The sequence below is a fragment of the Hephaestia caeni genome (assembly GCF_003550065.1).
Lineage (GTDB): Bacteria > Pseudomonadota > Alphaproteobacteria > Sphingomonadales > Sphingomonadaceae > Sphingomonas > Sphingomonas caeni_A.
The window spans coordinates 745791-763567 of sequence record NZ_QXDC01000003.1 but is presented as its reverse complement, the minus strand read 5'-3'; the positions used below and the strand labels follow the sequence as shown (position 1 = coordinate 763567).

At 70.2% G+C, this 17777-nt stretch carries 18 protein-coding genes; 7 read left to right on the top strand and 11 right to left on the bottom strand.

Features of this window, described 5'->3' with window-relative positions; translation table 11 throughout:
• Positions 1-63 precede the first annotated feature (63 nt).
• Positions 64-1041, bottom strand: a complete 978-nt coding sequence (locus DFR49_RS12115) for an NAD(P)H-dependent glycerol-3-phosphate dehydrogenase (RefSeq protein ID WP_119035910.1) — start codon at positions 1039-1041, stop codon at positions 64-66.
• A gap of 11 nt (positions 1042-1052) precedes the next feature.
• Positions 1053-2084, bottom strand: coding sequence for a tRNA (adenosine(37)-N6)-threonylcarbamoyltransferase complex transferase subunit TsaD (gene tsaD / locus DFR49_RS12110; protein WP_119035909.1), 1032 nt, complete (start codon positions 2082-2084; stop codon positions 1053-1055).
• A gap of 111 nt (positions 2085-2195) precedes the next feature.
• On the opposite strand from tsaD, the gene hemC reads away from it, so the two are divergent.
• The 3 genes from hemC to DFR49_RS12095 are packed head-to-tail and all read left to right on the top strand — an operon-like array spanning position 2196 to position 4749.
• Positions 2196-3110: a hydroxymethylbilane synthase gene (gene hemC / locus DFR49_RS12105; protein ID WP_119035908.1), complete on the top strand. Its 915-nt coding sequence runs from the start codon at positions 2196-2198 to the stop codon at positions 3108-3110.
• Complete coding sequence (locus DFR49_RS12100) at positions 3107-3775, top strand: uroporphyrinogen-III synthase (protein WP_245968398.1); 669 nt, start codon at positions 3107-3109, stop codon at positions 3773-3775. The genes hemC and DFR49_RS12100 overlap by 4 nt, the downstream gene beginning before the upstream one ends.
• A gap of 32 nt (positions 3776-3807) precedes the next feature.
• Positions 3808-4749 (top strand): hypothetical protein, encoded by a 942-nt coding sequence (locus tag DFR49_RS12095; RefSeq protein WP_119035907.1) that lies wholly within the window; start codon positions 3808-3810, stop codon positions 4747-4749.
• 23 nt (positions 4750-4772) lie between these two features.
• On the opposite strand, the gene DFR49_RS12090 is transcribed toward DFR49_RS12095, so the two are convergent.
• The 3 genes from DFR49_RS12090 to DFR49_RS12080 are packed head-to-tail and all read right to left on the bottom strand — an operon-like array spanning position 4773 to position 8439.
• A complete protein-coding gene (locus tag DFR49_RS12090; protein ID WP_119035906.1) occupies positions 4773-5702 on the bottom strand; it encodes a cation diffusion facilitator family transporter in 930 nt (309 codons plus the stop codon).
• 34 nt (positions 5703-5736) lie between these two features.
• Complete coding sequence (gene recN / locus DFR49_RS12085; RefSeq protein WP_119035905.1) at positions 5737-7398, bottom strand: DNA repair protein RecN; 1662 nt, start codon at positions 7396-7398, stop codon at positions 5737-5739.
• Positions 7399-7425: 27 nt separating this feature from the next.
• On the bottom strand, positions 7426-8439 hold the full coding sequence (locus DFR49_RS12080) for an outer membrane protein assembly factor BamD (protein ID WP_119035904.1): 1014 nt from the start codon (positions 8437-8439) through the stop codon (positions 7426-7428).
• A 141-nt stretch (positions 8440-8580) separates the two neighbouring features.
• Between DFR49_RS12080 and DFR49_RS12075 the strand changes: the two genes are divergently transcribed.
• Positions 8581-9405 (top strand): class I mannose-6-phosphate isomerase, encoded by an 825-nt coding sequence (locus DFR49_RS12075; protein WP_119036397.1) that lies wholly within the window; start codon positions 8581-8583, stop codon positions 9403-9405.
• A 92-nt stretch (positions 9406-9497) separates the two neighbouring features.
• Here DFR49_RS12075 and nrdR read toward each other — a convergent pair whose 3' ends face one another.
• The 4 genes from nrdR to DFR49_RS12055 form a co-directional block, all read right to left on the bottom strand.
• The gene (nrdR, locus tag DFR49_RS12070) at positions 9498-9959 is read right to left on the bottom strand and encodes a transcriptional regulator NrdR (protein ID WP_119035903.1); all 462 of its coding nucleotides are present in this window, start codon (positions 9957-9959) and stop codon (positions 9498-9500) included.
• A 123-nt stretch (positions 9960-10082) separates the two neighbouring features.
• Positions 10083-11390, bottom strand: coding sequence for a serine hydroxymethyltransferase (glyA, locus tag DFR49_RS12065; RefSeq protein ID WP_119035902.1), 1308 nt, complete (start codon positions 11388-11390; stop codon positions 10083-10085).
• Positions 11387-11848: a ribose 5-phosphate isomerase B gene (rpiB, locus tag DFR49_RS12060; protein ID WP_119035901.1), complete on the bottom strand. Its 462-nt coding sequence runs from the start codon at positions 11846-11848 to the stop codon at positions 11387-11389. The genes glyA and rpiB overlap by 4 nt, the downstream gene beginning before the upstream one ends.
• A gap of 88 nt (positions 11849-11936) precedes the next feature.
• Complete coding sequence (locus tag DFR49_RS12055; RefSeq protein WP_170151008.1) at positions 11937-12680, bottom strand: LytTR family DNA-binding domain-containing protein; 744 nt, start codon at positions 12678-12680, stop codon at positions 11937-11939.
• 130 nt (positions 12681-12810) lie between these two features.
• On the opposite strand from DFR49_RS12055, the gene DFR49_RS12050 reads away from it, so the two are divergent.
• The gene (locus DFR49_RS12050) at positions 12811-13416 is read left to right on the top strand and encodes a DUF1579 domain-containing protein (protein ID WP_245968393.1); all 606 of its coding nucleotides are present in this window, start codon (positions 12811-12813) and stop codon (positions 13414-13416) included.
• Between the two features lie 46 nt (positions 13417-13462).
• Here DFR49_RS12050 and hemA read toward each other — a convergent pair whose 3' ends face one another.
• Positions 13463-14704: a 5-aminolevulinate synthase gene (gene hemA / locus DFR49_RS12045; RefSeq protein WP_119035899.1), complete on the bottom strand. Its 1242-nt coding sequence runs from the start codon at positions 14702-14704 to the stop codon at positions 13463-13465.
• Positions 14705-15014: 310 nt separating this feature from the next.
• Entirely contained in the window at positions 15015-15809 is a 795-nt protein-coding gene (gene murI / locus DFR49_RS12040; protein WP_119035898.1) for a glutamate racemase, read from the bottom strand.
• A gap of 266 nt (positions 15810-16075) precedes the next feature.
• Between murI and plsY the strand changes: the two genes are divergently transcribed.
• Both plsY and dprA read left to right on the top strand, forming a co-directional pair.
• Positions 16076-16669, top strand: coding sequence for a glycerol-3-phosphate 1-O-acyltransferase PlsY (gene plsY / locus DFR49_RS12035; RefSeq protein WP_119035897.1), 594 nt, complete (start codon positions 16076-16078; stop codon positions 16667-16669).
• Positions 16662-17744: a DNA-processing protein DprA gene (gene dprA / locus DFR49_RS12030; RefSeq protein WP_119035896.1), complete on the top strand. Its 1083-nt coding sequence runs from the start codon at positions 16662-16664 to the stop codon at positions 17742-17744. The genes plsY and dprA overlap by 8 nt, the downstream gene beginning before the upstream one ends.
• The last annotated feature ends 33 nt before the right edge of the window (positions 17745-17777 follow it).

Genomic DNA, 17777 nt, shown 5'->3' with positions numbered 1-17777 from the left:
GCGTTCAAAAATAGCGGAACCAGGCCGGCAATCCGGAAATCTTCGAGTTCCGAGTCTGGCCGGTCAGTGCGCCTCGTCGCGCAGCGGGCGCGCCAGCAGGTCGTCGATCACGCCGCGCACGGCCGCGCCACCGAGCAGCGCGCAGACCGCCTCCGCGACCGGCATGTCGACGCCGACGTCGGCTGCCGCCTCGCGCAGGACGGGCGCGGTGAAGGCGCCCTCGGCGACCGTCTTGCGGTCGGCGAGCAGATCGGCAGCGGCCTTGCCCCGGCCGAGCCCGACCCCGAGCGAGAAGTTGCGCGAGCTGACCGACGAGCAGGTCAGGACGAGGTCCCCCAGCCCCGACAGCCCCGCGAGCGTTTCCGCCCGCGCGCCGCGCGCGAGCCCGAAACGCGTCATCTCGGCGAACCCACGCGCGATCAGCGCGGCGCGGGCGTTCTGGCCGAGCCCGGCGCCCTCGACCACGCCGCACGCGATCGCGAGCACGTTCTTGACCGCGCCGCCGATCTCCGCACCGATGACGTCGGACGAAGCGTAAGGGCGGAACGCCGGCCCCGCCAGCCGCTCGGCCAGCCGCGTGCGCAGCGCTGCGGCCTCGCAGGCAAGCGTCACCGCCGCGGGCAGTCCGGCGGCGACCTCATGCGCGAAGGTGGGGCCGGAGATCACCGCGATCGGCGCCGCGGGCGCAACTTCGCGCACGACCTCGCTGATCAGCAGGCGCGTCTTCGCCTCGATCCCCTTGGCGCACAGCACCAGCGGGGTGCCGTCGACGGGCGTTTCGGCGAGGATGGCGCGCACATGCTGCGCGGGGACGACGACGAGCAACGCGTCGAGCCCCGCCAGATCGCCGAGCGACCCGGTCGCGCGGATCGTGGGCGACAGCGGCACGCCCGCCAGGAACAGCGGGTTCTCATGGCCCCGGTTGACCGCGGTTACCACTTCGGGCTCGCGTGCCCAGAGCATGACCTCGCGCTCGCCCTGTGCCGCCACTTGCGCCAGCGCAGTGCCCCACGCGCCCGCGCCGATCACTCCGATCTTCATGCCTCTGCCCGTCATGCCTTTACCCCGGCGCCGCGCGCCTTTTCCGCCGTCGGATCGAGCGGCCACCGCGCCCGCGCGCGCGTGTCGAGCGGATCGGTGAGCCCGGCGGCGAAACGCTCGGCGCCCGCCCAGGCAATCATCGCCGCATTGTCGGTGCACAGCCACCCCGGCGGTGCGACGAAACGCAGGCCGTGCTTGGCCGCGAGCGCTTCGAGCGCGCCGCGCACGGCCGCGTTGGCGGCGACTCCGCCCGCGACGACCAGCGCGGTGGCGCCATCGATCGTCTCCAGCGCGCGGGCGGTGCGATCGATCAGGCAATCGACCACCGCGGCCTGGAACGACGCGGCGATATCCTCGGGCGACCAGCGCCCCGCCGCATGCGCGCGTACGACCGCGCTCTTGAGCCCGGCGAACGAGAAATGCGGCTCGGCCGATCCTTTGAGGGGGCGCGGCAGCGGCACCGCGGCGGGATTCCCCCGCGTGGCGGCGCGCTCGACCGCGGGGCCGCCGGGAAAGCCGAGCCCGAGGATCTTGGCGGTCTTGTCGAACGCCTCGCCCGCCGCATCGTCGATCGTGGTCGCGAGCCGGCGATAGCGGCCCACCCCCTCGACCAGCAGCAACTGGCAATGCCCGCCCGAGACGAGCAGCAGCAGATAGGGAAAGGCGAGGCCGGGATCGGCGAGCCGCGGCGACAGCGCATGGCCTTCGAGGTGGTTGACGGCGATCAGCGGCTTGGCCGCCGCGTGCGCGAGCGCCTTGCCGGTGACGAGCCCAACCATCACCCCGCCGATCAGCCCCGGCCCGGCGGTGGTGGCGATCGCATCGACCGCGTCGAGCGACACCTGCGCCTCGGCGAGCGCCTGTTCGATCAGCGGGGCGAGGATCTCGACATGCGCGCGCGCGGCGATTTCGGGTACTACGCCGCCATAGGGCCGGTGCGCCGCTTCCTGCCCGGCGAGGCGATGCGCGACGATCGTGCGGTCGCCGCGCACGAGCGCCGCGGCGGTTTCGTCGCACGAGGATTCGAGGCCCAGGATCAGCATCGGCTGTCCTTATCGTGCCGCACCGAGCTTGTCGAAGGGCTGCGGTTTCTGCATGGCGGGCGCGATAGAGTGCACGGCATCGATCGGCCGGACACGAACGGAGAATGAAAATTGCGCGGAATATTCCGCATCGGCACGCGCGGCTCGCCGCTGGCGCTCGCGCAGGCGCATATGGTGGGCGACGCGCTTGTCGCCGCGCACGGCTGGGCAGCGGATCAGGTCGTGATCGTGCCCGTCAGGACCACGGGCGATCGCGTGCAGGATCGCGCGCTTGCCGAGATCGGCGGCAAGGCCTTGTGGACCAAGGAACTCGATCGCGCGCTGGCGGACGGTGCGATCGATTGCGCGGTCCATTCGATGAAGGATGTCGAGACGATCCGCCCCGCCAGCATCGCGATCGCGGCGATGCTGCCGCGCGCCGACGTGCGCGACCGGCTGATCGGTGCCGACAGCATCGCCGCGCTGCCCGAGGGGGCGATCGTGGGCACCAGTTCGCCGCGCCGCGCCGCGCAACTCTTGAACCTCAGGCCCGATCTCAGGACCGTGCTGTTCCGCGGCAATGTCGATACGCGGCTGGGCAAGCTCGCGGCGGGCGAGGCCGATGCGACTCTGCTCGCCGCCGCCGGGCTGGAGCGGTTGGGGCGGCACGATCTGGGGGCGCCGATCGGCATCGATGTCATGCTGCCGGCGCCGGCGCAGGGCGCGATCGGGGTCGAGGTGCTCGCCGCCAATGACGCGGCGCGGCGGCTGATTGCGGCGATCGGCGATCCGGCGACATCGACCTGCGTGCTGGCCGAACGCGCGCTGCTCGCGGCGCTCGGCGCGGATTGCCATTCGCCGGTCGCGGCGCTGGCGACGCTAGGCACGCGGCTCAGAATCGAGGCGGCGCTGTTTTCGAACGACGGCCGCGAGACCGTGACCGGGGCGATCGAAGGCGCCCCCGACGAGGCGACGATCGGCCCGCGGCTGGCGCGCGACCTGCTCGATCGCGCGCCGCCCGCGATCTGCGCTTTGTTCACCGGATGATGCGGCCGATCGCCATCCTGCGGCCCGAACCGGGCAATGCGGCGACCGCGGCGGCCATCGACGCGATGGGGCTGGCGACGATCCGGCTGCCGTTGTTCGCGGTGCGCGCGATCGATTGGGTCGCGCCCGAGCCGGACGGGTTCGACGCGCTGGTGCTCACGAGCGCCAATGCGGTGCGGCTGGGCGGCGCCGGGCTCGATCGGTTCAAGGCGCTGCCGGTGCATGCGGTGGGTAGCGCCACGGCGGCGGCAGCGCGCGAGGCGGGGTTTTCGGTGGTGGCGGTGGGGGACAGCGACGGTGTGACGCTGATCGCCGATGCGGCGCGCAGCGGGGTGTCGCGCGCGCTCCACCTTGGCGGGCGCGAGCGCAAGTTGCAGGCGGGCGGGCCGATCGCGGCGGCGATCACCGTCTATGCGAGCGAGCCGCTGGCGATCGGGGCCGCAGCGCTGGCGCGACTCGAAGGTTCGGTGACGCTCGTCCATTCGCCCAATGCCGCGCGGCGACTCGATCACCTTGCCGCGACGATCGACCGGGGATCGGTGCGTATCGCGGCGCTGAGCGCGGCGGTGGCGGGCGCGCTCGGCACCGGCTGGGCGCGGATCGAGGCGGTAGCGGCGCCCAGCGATGCCGCGCTGCTGGCGCTTGCCCGCACGCTCGCCGATTGACCGCACCGGCCAGCACGGGGATAAGACACGCCATGAGCCGAGACTATGTGCCTCTCGACGAGAAACCCGAGCGCCGGATCGGGCTGCGCACGCTGGGAATCGTCGGCATCGTCGCCTTCCTGATCGGCGCGATCGCGATCGGTTATGCGATCAAGAATTACGGCCATTGGTTCGAGGGCCAGCCGACCCCCGTCAAGACGCGCTCGTCGGCGATGCAACCGGCCGTCCCCGACGACGACGCGATCGCGGCACCATCGGCGACCAGCACCGATCTCAATTCGCTCAACGCGCGCGAGGCGGCGCTCGCGGCGCGGCTCGCCGATCTCGAGGCGCGTGCGGCGACGATCGACACCAAGGCCGAGCAGGCGGGCGGCAACGCCACGCGCGCCGAGGGGATGCTCGTCGCCTTCGCCGCGCGCCGCGCGCTCGATCGCGGGCTTGGGCTCGGCTATGTCGAGGGCCAGCTCCGCCAGCGTTTCGGGGCGACCCAACCGCGCGCGGTAGCGACGATCATCCAGGCATCGCGCAACCCGGTGACGGCGGACGATCTGCGCCTCGGCCTCACGTCGATCGGCAGTGATCTGGTGAGCGGCGGCGATACCAAGGGCTGGTTCGATCGCCTGCGCGACGAGCTGTCGAGCCTCGTCGTGATCCATAAGGAAGGGACGCTGTCGTCGCGGCCATCGGATCGGCTCGCGAGGGCGCGCTATCTGATCGAGGCCGGGCAGGTCGAATCGGCGCTTGCCGAGGTCCGCCGCCTGCCGGGCGCGCCGCGCGCCGACCGCTGGATCGCCGCCGCGCAGCGTTATGTCGATTCGCGGCGCGCGCTCGACGTGATCGAAACCGCTGCGATCCTCGGCCAGGGCGGCCCCGCCGTTCCGACTGTCGGTGCAGCGGCGCCCGCAGCGGCCGACCAGACCCCACCGGCGCTGCCGGTCGCCGAACCCGACGCGGCAGCCGCTACCGCGCAATAGGGGAAGAGAAGCGGTACTCCCCGCTACACGGCGTCGTCGGGCGCGTGTGCGCAGGATCGATCGGGATCGACCTCGATCTGGAAGGTCGCGTGTGCGATGCCGAAGCGCTCGTGGAGTATCGCCTGCGCGTGCGCGAGGAAGGCGTCGCCGGGATGGCCCGCGGGCATCACGAGATGCGCCGTCAGTACGGTTTCGGTCGTGCTCATCGACCAGATATGGAGATCGTGCGTTGCGGCCACGCCCGGTAGCTCACCGAGGGCATCGACCACCGCATCGTAATCGAGCCCGCGCGGCACCGCCGCCAGCGACATCTCGACCGATTCGCGCAGCAACCCCCATGTCTGCCAGAAGATCAGTGCGGCGATGACGAGGCTGACGATCGGATCGACCCAGCCCAGCCCGGTCTGCCAGATCACGAGCCCGGCGATCACCACCCCGGCCGATACCGCCGCGTCCGCGACCATATGGAGGTACGCCCCGCGAATATTGAGGTCGCCCTTGCGCCCGCGCGCGAACAGCCACGCGGTGGCGCCGTTGATGGCGATCCCGACGCCGGCGACGATCGATACGGTCAACCCTGCGACATGGGGCGGATCGCCGATGCGCTGGACCGCCTCGAGCCCGATCGCGCCGAGTGCCACGAGCAGCAGCACGGCATTGCCGAGCGCGGCGAGGATCGACGATCCGCGCAAGCCATAGGTGAAGCGCTTCGAGGGCGGCGCCTTGGCGAGCGTCGCGCCGCCCCACGCCAGCGCGAGCCCAAGCACGTCGGACAGATTGTGCCCGGCATCGGCCAGCAGCGCGACCGAATCGGCGACGAAGCCATAGCCCGCCTCGATCGCGACGAAGCCGAGGTTGAGCGCGATGCCGATCGCGAACGCGCGATCGAAGCTCGCGGGGGCGTGGCTATGATTGTGGCCGTGGGCGTGGCCGTGCGAATGATCGTGGCTCATCGCCGGATCGCTATCATTGCACGCCCGCGAGATACTAGGACATGGCGGGCGCGATCAGCCGATCGGCCTGCGCGCGCGCTTCGGGGGTGATGTCGATGCCCGACAGCATCCGCGCGATCTCCTCGCGGCGCGCGGTCTCGTCGAGCGCGCGCACGTCGGTGCGGGTGACGAACCCGTCATGGCTTTTGGCGATCAGCAGATGCTGGCGCCCGCGCGCGGCGACCTGCGGGCTGTGGGTGACGACGAGCACCTGCGCGCCCTCGGCCAGCCGCGCCAGCCGCTCGCCGATCGCGCTCGCCACCGCGCCGCCGACGCCGCGATCGATCTCGTCGAACACCATCGTCGCCGCCGCGCCCTGTTCGGCAAGCGCGACCTTCAAGGCGAGGATGAAGCGCGACAATTCGCCCCCCGAGGCGATCCTGATCAGCGCCCCGAAGGGTGCGCCGGGATTGGTCGAAACCTCGAATTCGACGCGGTCGCGCCCGGCGGCGCCCCATTGCTCGGCCGGTAGCGGCGCGACCGCGGTGCGGAACCGCGCGGCATCGAGCTTGAGCGGCGCGAGTTCGCCGGTCACCGCCGCGTCGAGCCGGGCCGCGGCCTCGCGGCGCGCCAGCGACAGCGCATCGGCGGCGTCTTCGTAGCGCCGCGCCGCCTCGGTCGCCTCGCGTTCGAGCCGGGCGATGCCTTCGTCACCGCTTTCGATCCGATCGAGCCGCGCGCTCAGTTCGTCGGTCAGCGCTGCGAGGTCGTCGGGCTGGACGCGATGCTTGCGCGCGAGCCCGCGCAACTCGAACAGCCGCGTCTCGTCGGCGTCGAGCCGGGCGGGATCGAATGCCAGCGCGTTCGCCGCCGCGTCGATCCTGTCCTCGGCGGCGGCGCCTTCGATGATCGCGCGATCGATCGCGGCCAATGCCTCGGCCAGCGCTTCGTGATCGCCCGCGACGCGTTCGAGGATGCGCGCGGCCTGCCGCAGCCGGGCCAGCCCGCCCTCGGCGCTGTCGAGCAGATCGGCGACCGCCTGGAGATCGCCCGCGATCTTCTCGCCGCGCTGCATCGTCGCGCGGCGTGCCGCGAGCGTTTCTTCCTCGCCCGGTTCGGGCGCCAGCGCGCGCAGTTCGGCCACGGCGTGGCTGAGGAAATCGTGGTCGCGCGCGGCGGCATCCTGCTCGGCGCGCGCCTCGGCCAGCGCGTCCTCGGCCGTGCGCCACCCGCGCCAGGCGTCAGCGACGGGCGCGGCGTCGATCCGGCCGAATACGTCGAGCAGTGCGCGATGCCCGCGCGGGTTGAGCAGCCCGCGATCGTCGTGCTGGCCGTGGATCTCGACGAGTTGCGCGCCGAGTTCACGCAGCAACCCCGCCGAAGCGGGCGAATCGTTGACGAAAGCGCGGCTGCCACCGTCGGCCTTGACGATGCGGCGGATCATCAACGGTTCGCCGGGCTCGATCGTAATGCCGTTGTCGGCGAGCGTTGCACCGACGCTCGCGGGGGTATTGAAGCTCGCGGTCACCACCGCCTGGCTTGCCCCTGCGCGGACCAGCGCCGAATCGGCGCGTGCGCCGAGCGCGAGGCCGAGCGCGTCGAGCAGGATCGATTTGCCGGCCCCGGTCTCACCGGTGAGCACGCCGAGACCGGCCTCGAAATCGAGGTCGAGCGCCTCGATCAGCACGACGTCGCGGATCGAGAGCGCGCTCAGCATCGCGCGCGCCGACGATCGGCCATCGGATCAGCCGGTGGTATCGGGATCGCCCGCCGGAGCGGTGGCGCCACCCGTCGTATCGCCGCCGGGGCTGGTCGGCGTGGGCGGTGCGGGCGCCTCGGCGCTGGGCGTGGCGTCGGTCGTGTCGGGCGCGTCGGTGGTATCGGGCAACACCGCTTCCTCCGCCGTCGTCCCGGTGCCCGGCGCGCCGGGGGCGAGCACCTGGCCCGGGGTCGCGGCAGCGACCTCCTTGGGCGGGTGCTTCTGCATCAGCTCATAGGCGTGTTCGTACCATTCGGTGCCGACATAGTTGGCGCCGAGCACCGCGGCCGCCCGTTCGGCCTCGCGCGGCATGCCGAGCGCGAGATACGATTCGGTCAGCCGCATCAGCGCTTCGGGGGCGTGTGTCGTCTGCTGATATTCGTCGACGACGCGGCGGAAGCGCAGCGTCGACGCCAGCCACTGGCCGCGCGTCTGGTAAAAGCGGCCGATCTCCATTTCCTTGCCCGCGAGGTGATCGCGCACGAGATCGATCTTGAGCCGCGCGTCGGCGGCGTAGCGGGTGTTGGGATAGCGCCGCGTCAGTTCGCCCAGCGCGTCGAGTGCCTGCTGGGTGATCTTCTGGTCGCGGGTCACATCCGAGATCTGCTCGTAATAATCGAGCGCGACCAGATAATAAGCATAAGGCGCATCGGGGCTGCCCGGATGGATCGAGATGAAGCGCTGCGCCGCCTGGAGCGAATTGGTGTAGTCGCGATCGAGATAATAGCTGAACGCGCTCATCAACTGCGCGCGGCGTGCCCAGATCGAATAGGGATGCTGGCGCTCGACCTCGGCGAACAGCAGCGCCGCCTGCTTGTATTGATCACGATCGAGCCGCTCGCGCGCGGTGGTGTAGAGCGTGCCCACATCGCGCGCGACATAGGGAATGTCGGCCTTGGTCTTGTTGCGCGCGCAGCCGGCAAGCGGGAGCGCGAACGCGGCAATCAGCGTGAGCGCGAGCGGGCGGGCGAGCGCCCGGCGATACGAAGGGGTACGCATGGTTGCGGTTCTTAGCCGACCCTGCCTCGTGCGAACAACGGTTTTTCGCTTGATGGAGACCGGCACCGGCCCAACGCTGGCGGTATGTCGCGATTGGAGCTATCGCGCGGCCGGTTGCGTTATCTGGCCAAGGAGTCGCTTATGCCCGCCACCCTGCTCGCCACCCGCCGCGTCGACAAGCCCTGGGGCCGCCATATCCTCTGGCCGGGTTTTCCCGATCCCGCGCCCGACGCCGATCCGGTGGGCGAAGTATGGTTCCAGACACCGGGCGACGCCAATCCCGACCTGCTCGTCAAATATCTCTTCACCAGCGAGAAGCTGTCGGTGCAGGTCCATCCGAACGACGCGGCCGCGCGCAAGGCGGGCTATGCCAGGGGCAAGGACGAGGCGTGGCTGATCCTCGCCGCCGAACCCGAGTCGACGATCGCGCTGGGGACGAAGCGGCCGGTGGGGCGCGAGGAACTGCGCGACGCCGCGCTCGACGGGTCGATCGAGGATCTGCTCGACTGGAAACCGGTCAAGGCGGGCGACTTCTTCTATTCGCCGGCGGGCACGGTGCATGCGATCGGCGCGGGGATCACGCTGATCGAGGTGCAGCAGAATGTCGATCTGACCTACCGGCTCTACGATTACGGGCGGCCGCGCGACCTGCACCTCGATGCCGGGATCGCGGTGAGCGAGGGCACGCCCTTCATCGCGCAGCCTGCGCCGGGCAAGGTATCGGGCGACCGCATGATCCTCGCCGAAGGCCCCAAATTCGTGCTCGAACGCTGGCCCGCAGGGCACCGTAAGGTAACGCTGCCCGAGGGGCTGACCGGCTGGCTGGTGCCGGTGACGGGTGAGGGCGTCGCCGACGGGGTCGCGTTTCGTGCCGGCGAATGCGCGACGGTGACGGGAAGCGCCGAGATCGAGATCGCGGAAGGCGGCGACGTCCTGTTCGCCTATCCGGGCGACGCGCGGATTTGAGCTGGGTGCTCCTGCGAAAGCAGGAGCCCAGAGTCGCAAGCGGTGGCGTTCGATGCACTGGGCTCCTGCTTTCGCAGGAGCACTGCTGACGCCTAGCCCTTGCCGACCTCGGTGACGCTGCCGGCGAATTCCTCGAAATCGCGGGCCTCGCGGAAGTCCTTATAGACGCTCGCGAAGCGGATATAGGCGACCGAATCGAGGCCCTTTAGCCCCTCCATCACCAGTTCGCCGATGCGCTGCGAGGGGATTTCGCCGTCGCCGAGCGTCTCGAGCTGGCGCTGGATGCCCGAGACGAGCTTTTCGATCTGCACCGCGCCGATCGGGCGCTTGCGGCACGCGGTCGAGACCGAGCGGACGAGCTTGTCGCGCTCGAACGGCTCGCGGCGATCGTCGCTCTTGAGCACTACGAGATCGCGAAGCTGGATGCGCTCGAAGGTGGTGAAGCGCGCCGCACACGCCTCGCACTGGCGCCGCCGCCGAATCGCCGCCCCGTCCTCGGTGGGGCGGCTGTCCTTCACCTGGCTGTCTTCATGGCCGCAGAAGGGGCAGCGCATTATTTTTTGTCCTGACGGACGAGCCGTACCGGCCCGCTCCCCCACCCGGCCACCCATAGAATACCCTGTTGGGTGGCCGGGTGGGGGAGCGGGCCGGTGCGGCTGGCGCGTGAGCGCCCAAAACTACACATAAATCGGGAATCGCTCGCACAGCGCGCGGACGCGCTCGCGGACCTGGGCCTCAACCTGCGCGTCGCCGGCCTCGCCGTTCTTGGCGAGGCCGTCGAGCACGTCGGCGACCATATTGCCGATCTCACGGAATTCGGCCGTCCCGAAGCCGCGCGTGGTGCCCGCGGGGCTGCCGACGCGGATGCCGCTGGTCTTGACCGGGGGCAGCGGATCGTTGGGGATGCCGTTCTTGTTGCAGGTGATGCCCGAGCGTTCGAGCGCCTCGTCGGCGTCGCGGCCGGTGACGCCGAGCGGGGTGAGATCGACCAATGCGAGGTGCGTGTCGGTGCCGCCCGAGACGAGGTTGGCGCCGCGCTCCTTCAAGGTTGCGGCGAGCACCTTGGCGTTCTCGACCACCGCAGCGATGTAGCTCTTGTACGAGGGATCGAGCGCTTCGCCGAACGCGACCGCCTTGGCGGCGATGACGTGCATCAGCGGGCCGCCCTGAAGCCCCGGGAACACCGCCGAATTGATCTTCTTGGCGATCGCCTCGTCATCGGTCAGCACCATGCCGCCGCGCGGCCCGCGCAGCGTTTTGTGCGTGGTGGTGGTGACGACATGAGCGTGGCCGAAGGGCGTCGGGTGGTGGCCGCTGGCGACGAGGCCGGCGAAATGGGCCATGTCGACCATGAACGTCGCACCCACTTCGTCTGCGATTTGGCGGAATTTGGCGAAATCGATGATGCGCGGATAGGCCGAGCCGCCCGCGATGATCAGCGTCGGCTTGTGCTCCTTCGCCAGCCGCGCGACCTGATCGAAGTCGATCAGATGCGTCTCGGGGTCGACGCCGTAGGGGACGGCGTTGAACCACTTGCCCGACATCGCTGCGCGCGCGCCGTGGGTCAGGTGACCGCCGGAATCGAGGCTGAGGCCCATGATCGTGTCGCCCGGCTTCGTCAGCGCCAGCATCACCGCGCCGTTCGCCTGCGCGCCCGAATGCGGCTGGACGTTGGCGAAGCCGCAATTGAAGATCTGCTTGGCGCGGTCGATCGCGAGCTGCTCGACCTCGTCCGAAGGTGCGCAGCCCTGGTAATAGCGCTTGCCGGGATAGCCCTCGGCATATTTGTTCGTGAAAACAGAGCCCTGCGCCTCAAGCACCGCCTTCGAGACGATGTTCTCGCTGGCGATCAGTTCGATCTGATGGCGCTCGCGTTCGAGTTCGTGGGTGACGCCCGCGAACACCGCTGGATCGGCATCGGCGAGACCGCGCGTGAAGAAGCCGTCGGGCTGGACGTCGGACAATTGGGTCGGGTTCGTGCTCATGCGGATTCCTTGACGGTCTTCGGGACGGTTTCTGGGATGGCGAGCTTGTCGACGCGCGCGCGGTGGCGGCCGCCCGCGAAATCGGTCTCGAGGAAACGAGTGATGCACGCGCGCGCCATCTCCTCGCCGATCAGGCGGGCGCCGAGTGCGATGACATTGGCGTCGTTATGCTCGCGCGCCAGCGCGGCCGACAGCGGTTCGTTGACGAGCGCGCAGCGGCACGCCGGATTGCGGTTGACCGCGATCGAGATGCCGATGCCCGAGCCGCACAAGGCGACGCCGTACTCGGCCTCGCCCCCTGCGATCGCCGCTGCGAGTCGGTAACCGTAATCGGGGTAATCGACGCTGGCGGGGCCGTGCGTGCCGAGATCGACCACCTCGTGGTTTTCGCGCAGCCAGGCTGCCAGGGCCTCCTTGAGCGCGAAGGCGGCGTGATCGGACGCGATGGCGATGCGCATGGCGGCGCCTTTCGGTTGTGGGAACGCGGGCTCTTTAGGCGACGGCGGCGCCGAACGCCACACCCGATCGACGCATCCTACTGTGATTTCATCGGCGCCGCAGCCAGCCGCGATCGCGCACCGCGGGCAGGTAGCGGGCGCTGACGACGATGCGGTGTCGGCCGGTGAGGTCGAGCCGCCAGCGCCGTCCCTCGCGCGCCGCCCCCGCAATCGCGCCTGCCGCGACCCAGGCGCCCCGATGGACCCGCAGGCCGTCGAGCGCGCGCACCTCGTCGAGCGCGTCGCCGAAGCGGCCGTGGACCAGCACCGCCACGCGCCCGACGGCGTGGATCCGGCAATAATGATCCTCCGCCTCGACCGCGAGAAGATCGGCGGGCGACGCCAGGCCGGCGCGATCGAGCAGGCCGTCCGGGCGGAGTGCCATCGAAGGGGCCGCGACGGGAGCGGCGCTGCGACGCGCGAGCATCACCAGCGCGAACAACGCCGCGCTGATCGCAAGTGCCTCCACCCATATCTCGACGGAGGGGACCGGACCCGCCGCGCCGAACAGCGAAAGCGCCAGCGCGATCTCGGCCGGCAGCGGCAGATTGATCACGATCGCGCCGATCGCCGCCGCGCGCGGCCAATCCGCGCGCTTGCGCACCAGCATCGCGAACCAGAGTTGCCATTTGGCGGCGTTCCAGCCGATCAACAGCGCCCAGAGGCCCGCGCGCGCGGCGATCGGCAACGCACCGGTGCCGAACCCGCCGACCACTGTCATGATGACGATCGCCGCCGCCGAGGCCGCCGCCAGCGGCCCGAGGCCGGGCAGCCGCACCAGCGCGCGATTCACGAAGTTCCGGACACGATTCGCGAAAACCGCATTGCGGTGGCGGCGACGCTTTCCGACGATCGTTTCCGCAGCCTGCATGAGGAGAGGCTGCCACCGGCGCCCCGTGCGGGCAACCCGAAGGAGAACCGAAATGACGATCGCCCTCCGTCCATCCGGCGCCGCGCTGGTGCTGTTCGTCGCTGTGCTGCCGATCGCTGCGCAGGCGCAGACCGCCGATCGCGAGGCGATGGCGGCCGAGCGCGCGGCGATGACGAAACTTGCCTGGATGGACGGCGTCTGGCGCGGGCAGGCGATGATGCAGACCCCCGCCGGCGAACGCCGCATCACCCAGACCGAGCGAATCGGGCCGATGCTCGACGGCGACGTGCGCGTGGTCGAAGGCAAGGGGTTCAACGCCGACGGCAGCGTCGGTTTCAACGCGCTCGGCATCATCTCCTACGATCCAGCGGCGGAGGCCTATACGATGCACTCCTACGCGCAGGGCCGCGCGGGCGATTTCCCACTGACCCCCACCGACGCCGGCTATGTCTGGACGATTCCCGCGGGTCCGGCGACGATCCGCTATACCGCGACGCTCACGGACGGCACCTGGACCGAGGTCGGCGACCGGATCGTCACGGGACAGGCGCCGCAGCGCTTCTTCGAGATGCGGCTGACGCGGATGGGCGATACCGCCTGGCCGACGGCGGGCGGGCCGGGCGCGCAAGAGAGGAAGGAAGTCGGCGGCGTCCGATGAACGTCAGCGGGCGCGCGATCGCCCCTGACGTCCCTTCAGCGCCGTGTCAGGCGGCGGCGCGCAGGTCGAGCCGGTCCCAGATCTCGACGAGCGCCGAAACCAGATCGCGCATCATCGCTTCGTCATGCGTCGGGCCGGGCGTGAAGCGCAGCCGTTCGGTGCCGCGCGGCACCGTGGGATAGTTGATCGGCTGGACGTAGACGCCGTATTCGGCGAGCAGCACGTCGCTGATCTTCTTGGCCTTGACCGGATCGCCGACCATCAGCGGCACGATGTGCGTGGTCGATCCCATCACCGGCAGCCCGGCCTCGCGCATCATCGCCTTGAGCGTCGCGGCGGCGGCGTGCTGGCCCTCGCGCTCGACCGACGAGGCCTTGAGATGCTTCACGCTCGCCAGCGCGCCCGCGACCAGCACCGGCGACAGCGAGGTGGTGAAGATGAAACCCGGCGCGTAGCTGCGGATGACGTCGATCACGGTGCGGTCGGCGGCGATATAGCCCCCCATCACGCCGAACGCCTTGCCGAGCGTGCCCTCGATCACCGTCAGGCGATGCGCCTGGCCGTCGCGCTCCGACACGCCGCCGCCGCGCGGGCCGTACATGCCGACGGCGTGGACTTCGTCGAGATAGGTGAGCGCATTATATTTGTCGGCGAGGTCGCAGATCGCCGCGATCGGCGCGATGTCGGCGTCCATCGAATAGACGCTCTCGAACGCGATCAGCTTGGGGGCGGCCGGATCGGCCTGGCTGAGCAATTGTTCGAGATGTGCGAGATCGTTGTGGCGGAAGATGCGCTTCTCGCAGCCCGCGTGGCGGATGCCCGCGATCATCGAGGCATGATTCATCTCGTCCGAAAAGACGATCATGCCGGGGAACAGCCGCGCCAGCGTCGACAGCGTCGCCTCGTTCGAGACATAGCCCGAGGTGAAGAGCAGCGCGGCTTCCTTGCCGTGGAGATCGGCAAGCTCGCCTTCGAGATCGATGTGGTAATGCGTGTTGCCGCCGATGTTGCGCGTGCCGCCCGAGCCCGCGCCGACATCGTGCAGCGCCTCTTCCATCGCCGCGATCACATCGGGATGCTGCCCCATCGAGAGATAATCGTTCGAGCACCAGACGGTGATCGGCTTCGGTCCGTTATGCCCGGCGAAGCACCGCGCGTTGGGAAAGGCGCCCTTGTTGCGCAGGATATCGATGAAAACGCGGTAGCGCCCCTCGGTGTGCAACCGATCGATCGCTTGCGAGAAAACGCGCGAATAATCGATGGCGGGCGGGATCGACTCCTGGCTCATACGGGTTCCCCTACTGCCGTGGGCGGCAGAATTCCAGTGGACATCTTGCCCCAGGGCCGTCGCTGACGGCTGGCGCGCGATCTGGTATAGATGGTTGCCACGGCTCCAAGGTTCCGAGTCGCGGCGCACTTCGGCAGGAGGAGCGCCCCATGAACATGATCGATCATCGCGCCTATTTCTCGCGTCGGGCGGCGCAGGAACGCCGCCTCGCCGATGCCGCCGCCGATTGCACCGCGCGCCACGCGCACCGCGAGATGGCGCGCTGCTACGCCGATCTCGCGCGCGAGGCGCCTCGGGTCGAATGGCCTGTTCAGAGCGATTCGATTGTGTTGAGCCCGCGTGCCGCAAGCGCGGGGGCCAGCGCCCGAAGCGACGGGTCGCGGCGGGTGAAGACGGCGATCCCCTCTCGCGAAGCCGGCCATTCCTGACCCTCGGTGAGCGCGGCAATGCGCCGTGCGATGCCGTCGCTGCCGTCGACGAAGCGCACCCGATGCGGGCTCGCCGCGGCGAGTTCGGGCGCGAGCAGCGGAAAATGCGTGCAGGCGTTGACGACGATATCGATCGCGTCGCCGCCCGGCTGGTCGAACAGGCCGGACAGCGCCGCGCGCACTGCCGCCGGATCGACCGCCGCGCCGTGGAGCTTGGCCTCGGCGAGATCGACCAGCGCGGCCGATCCGTGGCGCAGCACCGTGCAATCAGCGGCGAACCGCGCCGCGAGATCGTCGACATAGGGCTGGCGCACCGTCGCCTCGGTGCCCAGCACGCCGATCGTGCGCGTCGTGCTCAGCGCGGCGGCGGGCTTGATCGCGGGCACGGTGCCGACGACGGCGAGATCGAGTGCGGCGCGCACGCTTGCCAGCGCGATCGTCGAGGCGGTGTTGCATGCGATCACGATCAGCCGCGGGCGATAGCGTTCGGCGAGGCGCCCGAGCAGCGCGGGCACGCGCGCCTCAATCTCGCGCTCGCTCTTGGTGCCGTAGGGAAAGCCCGCCGAGTCGGCGACATAGACATAGGATGCCTGCGGCAGCAGCGTGCGCGCGGCATCGAGCACCGAGAGCCCGCCCACGCCCGAATCGAACAACAGAATCGGCCGATCGTCCGCCATTCCCGCGCTCCTAGAGTTTGATGCACTTACGTGGAAGCGGCACCGGCCCACTCCCCCACCCGGCCACCCAATGCGATTATCCTATGGGTGGTCGGGTGGGGGAGCGGGCCGGTGTCGCACCCGATTCAGCGCCGCTGAATCGGGCTCTATCGCAGCCGCCGCGCCGCCGCCAGTCAAAGGGGCAGCACCCTTGACTCAGATTGTTGCGCCTCGCCAACCATCGGCTATGATCCGTCGAGAAAAGGGGGCCTTTTTTGGGTAGTGAGATGCTCTGGGTTGCGCCCACCGGCGCCCTGTTGCTCGGCTATGCGTTGGGCTCGATCCCGTTCGGCGTGCTGCTGACGCGGCTGGCGGGCGCGGGCGACCTGCGTGCGATCGGATCGGGCAATATCGGCGCCACCAACGTGCTGCGCACCGGCCGCAAGGGGCTGGCGGCGGCGACGTTGCTGCTCGATCTCGCCAAGGGATGGGCGGCGGTCGCGATCGCCGCGGCGCTGTTTCCGGGCGACAGCCTGCTTGCCGCCGCCGCCGCCTTCCTCGGCCATTGCTATCCGGTCTGGCTCGGTTTTCGCGGCGGCAAGGGAGTCGCGACGCTGATGGGGATCGTGCTTGCGCTCCATTGGCCGTGCGCCCTGGTCTACGCGCTGGTGTGGCTGGGGCTGCTTGCAGGACTGCGAATCTCCTCGGTCGCCGGGATCGCCGCGGCGATCAGTGCGCCGGTCAGCGCGGCATTGCTCGGTCGGTTCGATCTCGTGCTGCTGCTGCTCGCGCTCGCACTGATCGTGGTGTGGAAGCACCGCGCGAATATCGGCCGCCTGCTCGACGGCACCGAGCCGCGCGTCGGCCGCGCGCGTGGCTGACGCCGCGCACGTCGCGCGGCTCCGCCTCCTCCGCACGCCCCGGATCGGACCGGTCACCTATCGCCAGTTGATCGCGCGCTTCGGCGATGCGGCATCGGCGCTCGACGCGCTTCCCGATCTCGCCCGGCGCGGCGGTGCCGCCGGCCCCGCCATCCCCGACGCGCGCACGATCGAGCGCGAAATGGCGCGCGTGGAGAAGGTTGGGGCGGCGTATCTCTTCCTCGACGACCCCGCCTATCCGCCGCTGCTTGCCGCGCTCGACGACGCACCCGTGGCGCTCACCTGGCGCGGCGACCTGGGGCTGGCGGCGCGCACCACGGTGGCGATGGTCGGCGCGCGCAACGCCTCAGCCGCCGCCTGCCGGTTCGCGCGGCAGCTCGCGAGCGAATTGGCGCGCGAGGAGGTGGCGGTGATCTCGGGGCTGGCGCGCGGGATCGACACCGCCGCGCATGTCGGCGCACTCGCCGGCGGCACGATCGCCGTCATCGCGGGCGGGATCGATATCGTCTATCCGCCTGAAAACGCCGAATTGCAGGAACGGATCGCGCACGGCGGGCTGCTGATCGCCGAACAGCCGCCGAGGATCGAGCCGCGCGCGCGCCACTTTCCCTATCGCAACCGGATCATCGCCGGGCTCGCGCTCGGCACCGTCGTGGTCGAGGCGGCGCCGCGCTCGGGCTCGCTGATCACCGCGCGGCTGGCGGGCGAGGCGGGGCGCGAGGTGATGGCGGTGCCCGGCAGCCCGCTCGATCCGCGTGCGCAGGGGTGCAACGGGCTGATCCGCGACGGCGCGACCTTGGTACAATCGGCGGCCGACGTGCTCGAGACGATCCGGCCGATCGACGCGCGCATGGTCCGCGCGCCCGGCAGCGATTATGTGCCCACCCCGCCGGTCGATGCCGATGACGCCGAGCGTCGCATCGTCGGCGCGTTGCTCGGGCCGGTGCCGGTGGCGGTCGACGAGATCATCCGCCAGGCCGGGCTCGCGCCTGCCGCGGTGCAGACGGTGCTGCTCGAACTCGAGCTTGCCGGGCGGCTCGAACGCCATGCGGGCGGCCGCGTGAGCCTCGGCTGATCAGCACGGCTTGACGATCTCGCGCGCCGCCCC

What these genes read in the sequence shown, in the direction of transcription:
- DFR49_RS12095 (WP_119035907.1), top strand. Translation starts at nt 3,808, where the DNA reads ATGAGCCGAGACTATGTGCCTCTCGACGAGAAACCCGAGCGCCGGATC.
- recN (WP_119035905.1), bottom strand. Translation starts at nt 7,398, where the DNA reads ATGCTGAGCGCGCTCTCGATCCGCGACGTCGTGCTGATCGAGGCGCTC.
- DFR49_RS12080 (WP_119035904.1), bottom strand. Translation starts at nt 8,439, where the DNA reads ATGCGTACCCCTTCGTATCGCCGGGCGCTCGCCCGCCCGCTCGCGCTC.
- DFR49_RS12115 (WP_119035910.1), bottom strand. Translation starts at nt 1,041, where the DNA reads ATGAAGATCGGAGTGATCGGCGCGGGCGCGTGGGGCACTGCGCTGGCG.
- plsY (WP_119035897.1), top strand. Translation starts at nt 16,076, where the DNA reads ATGCTCTGGGTTGCGCCCACCGGCGCCCTGTTGCTCGGCTATGCGTTG.
- DFR49_RS12100 (WP_245968398.1), top strand. Translation starts at nt 3,107, where the DNA reads ATGATGCGGCCGATCGCCATCCTGCGGCCCGAACCGGGCAATGCGGCG.
- rpiB (WP_119035901.1), bottom strand. Translation starts at nt 11,848, where the DNA reads ATGCGCATCGCCATCGCGTCCGATCACGCCGCCTTCGCGCTCAAGGAG.
- glyA (WP_119035902.1), bottom strand. Translation starts at nt 11,390, where the DNA reads ATGAGCACGAACCCGACCCAATTGTCCGACGTCCAGCCCGACGGCTTC.
- DFR49_RS12050 (WP_245968393.1), top strand. Translation starts at nt 12,811, where the DNA reads ATGACGATCGCCCTCCGTCCATCCGGCGCCGCGCTGGTGCTGTTCGTC.
- DFR49_RS12075 (WP_119036397.1), top strand. Translation starts at nt 8,581, where the DNA reads ATGCCCGCCACCCTGCTCGCCACCCGCCGCGTCGACAAGCCCTGGGGC.
- DFR49_RS12090 (WP_119035906.1), bottom strand. Translation starts at nt 5,702, where the DNA reads ATGAGCCACGATCATTCGCACGGCCACGCCCACGGCCACAATCATAGC.
- hemA (WP_119035899.1), bottom strand. Translation starts at nt 14,704, where the DNA reads ATGAGCCAGGAGTCGATCCCGCCCGCCATCGATTATTCGCGCGTTTTC.
- nrdR (WP_119035903.1), bottom strand. Translation starts at nt 9,959, where the DNA reads ATGCGCTGCCCCTTCTGCGGCCATGAAGACAGCCAGGTGAAGGACAGC.
- murI (WP_119035898.1), bottom strand. Translation starts at nt 15,809, where the DNA reads ATGGCGGACGATCGGCCGATTCTGTTGTTCGATTCGGGCGTGGGCGGG.
- tsaD (WP_119035909.1), bottom strand. Translation starts at nt 2,084, where the DNA reads ATGCTGATCCTGGGCCTCGAATCCTCGTGCGACGAAACCGCCGCGGCG.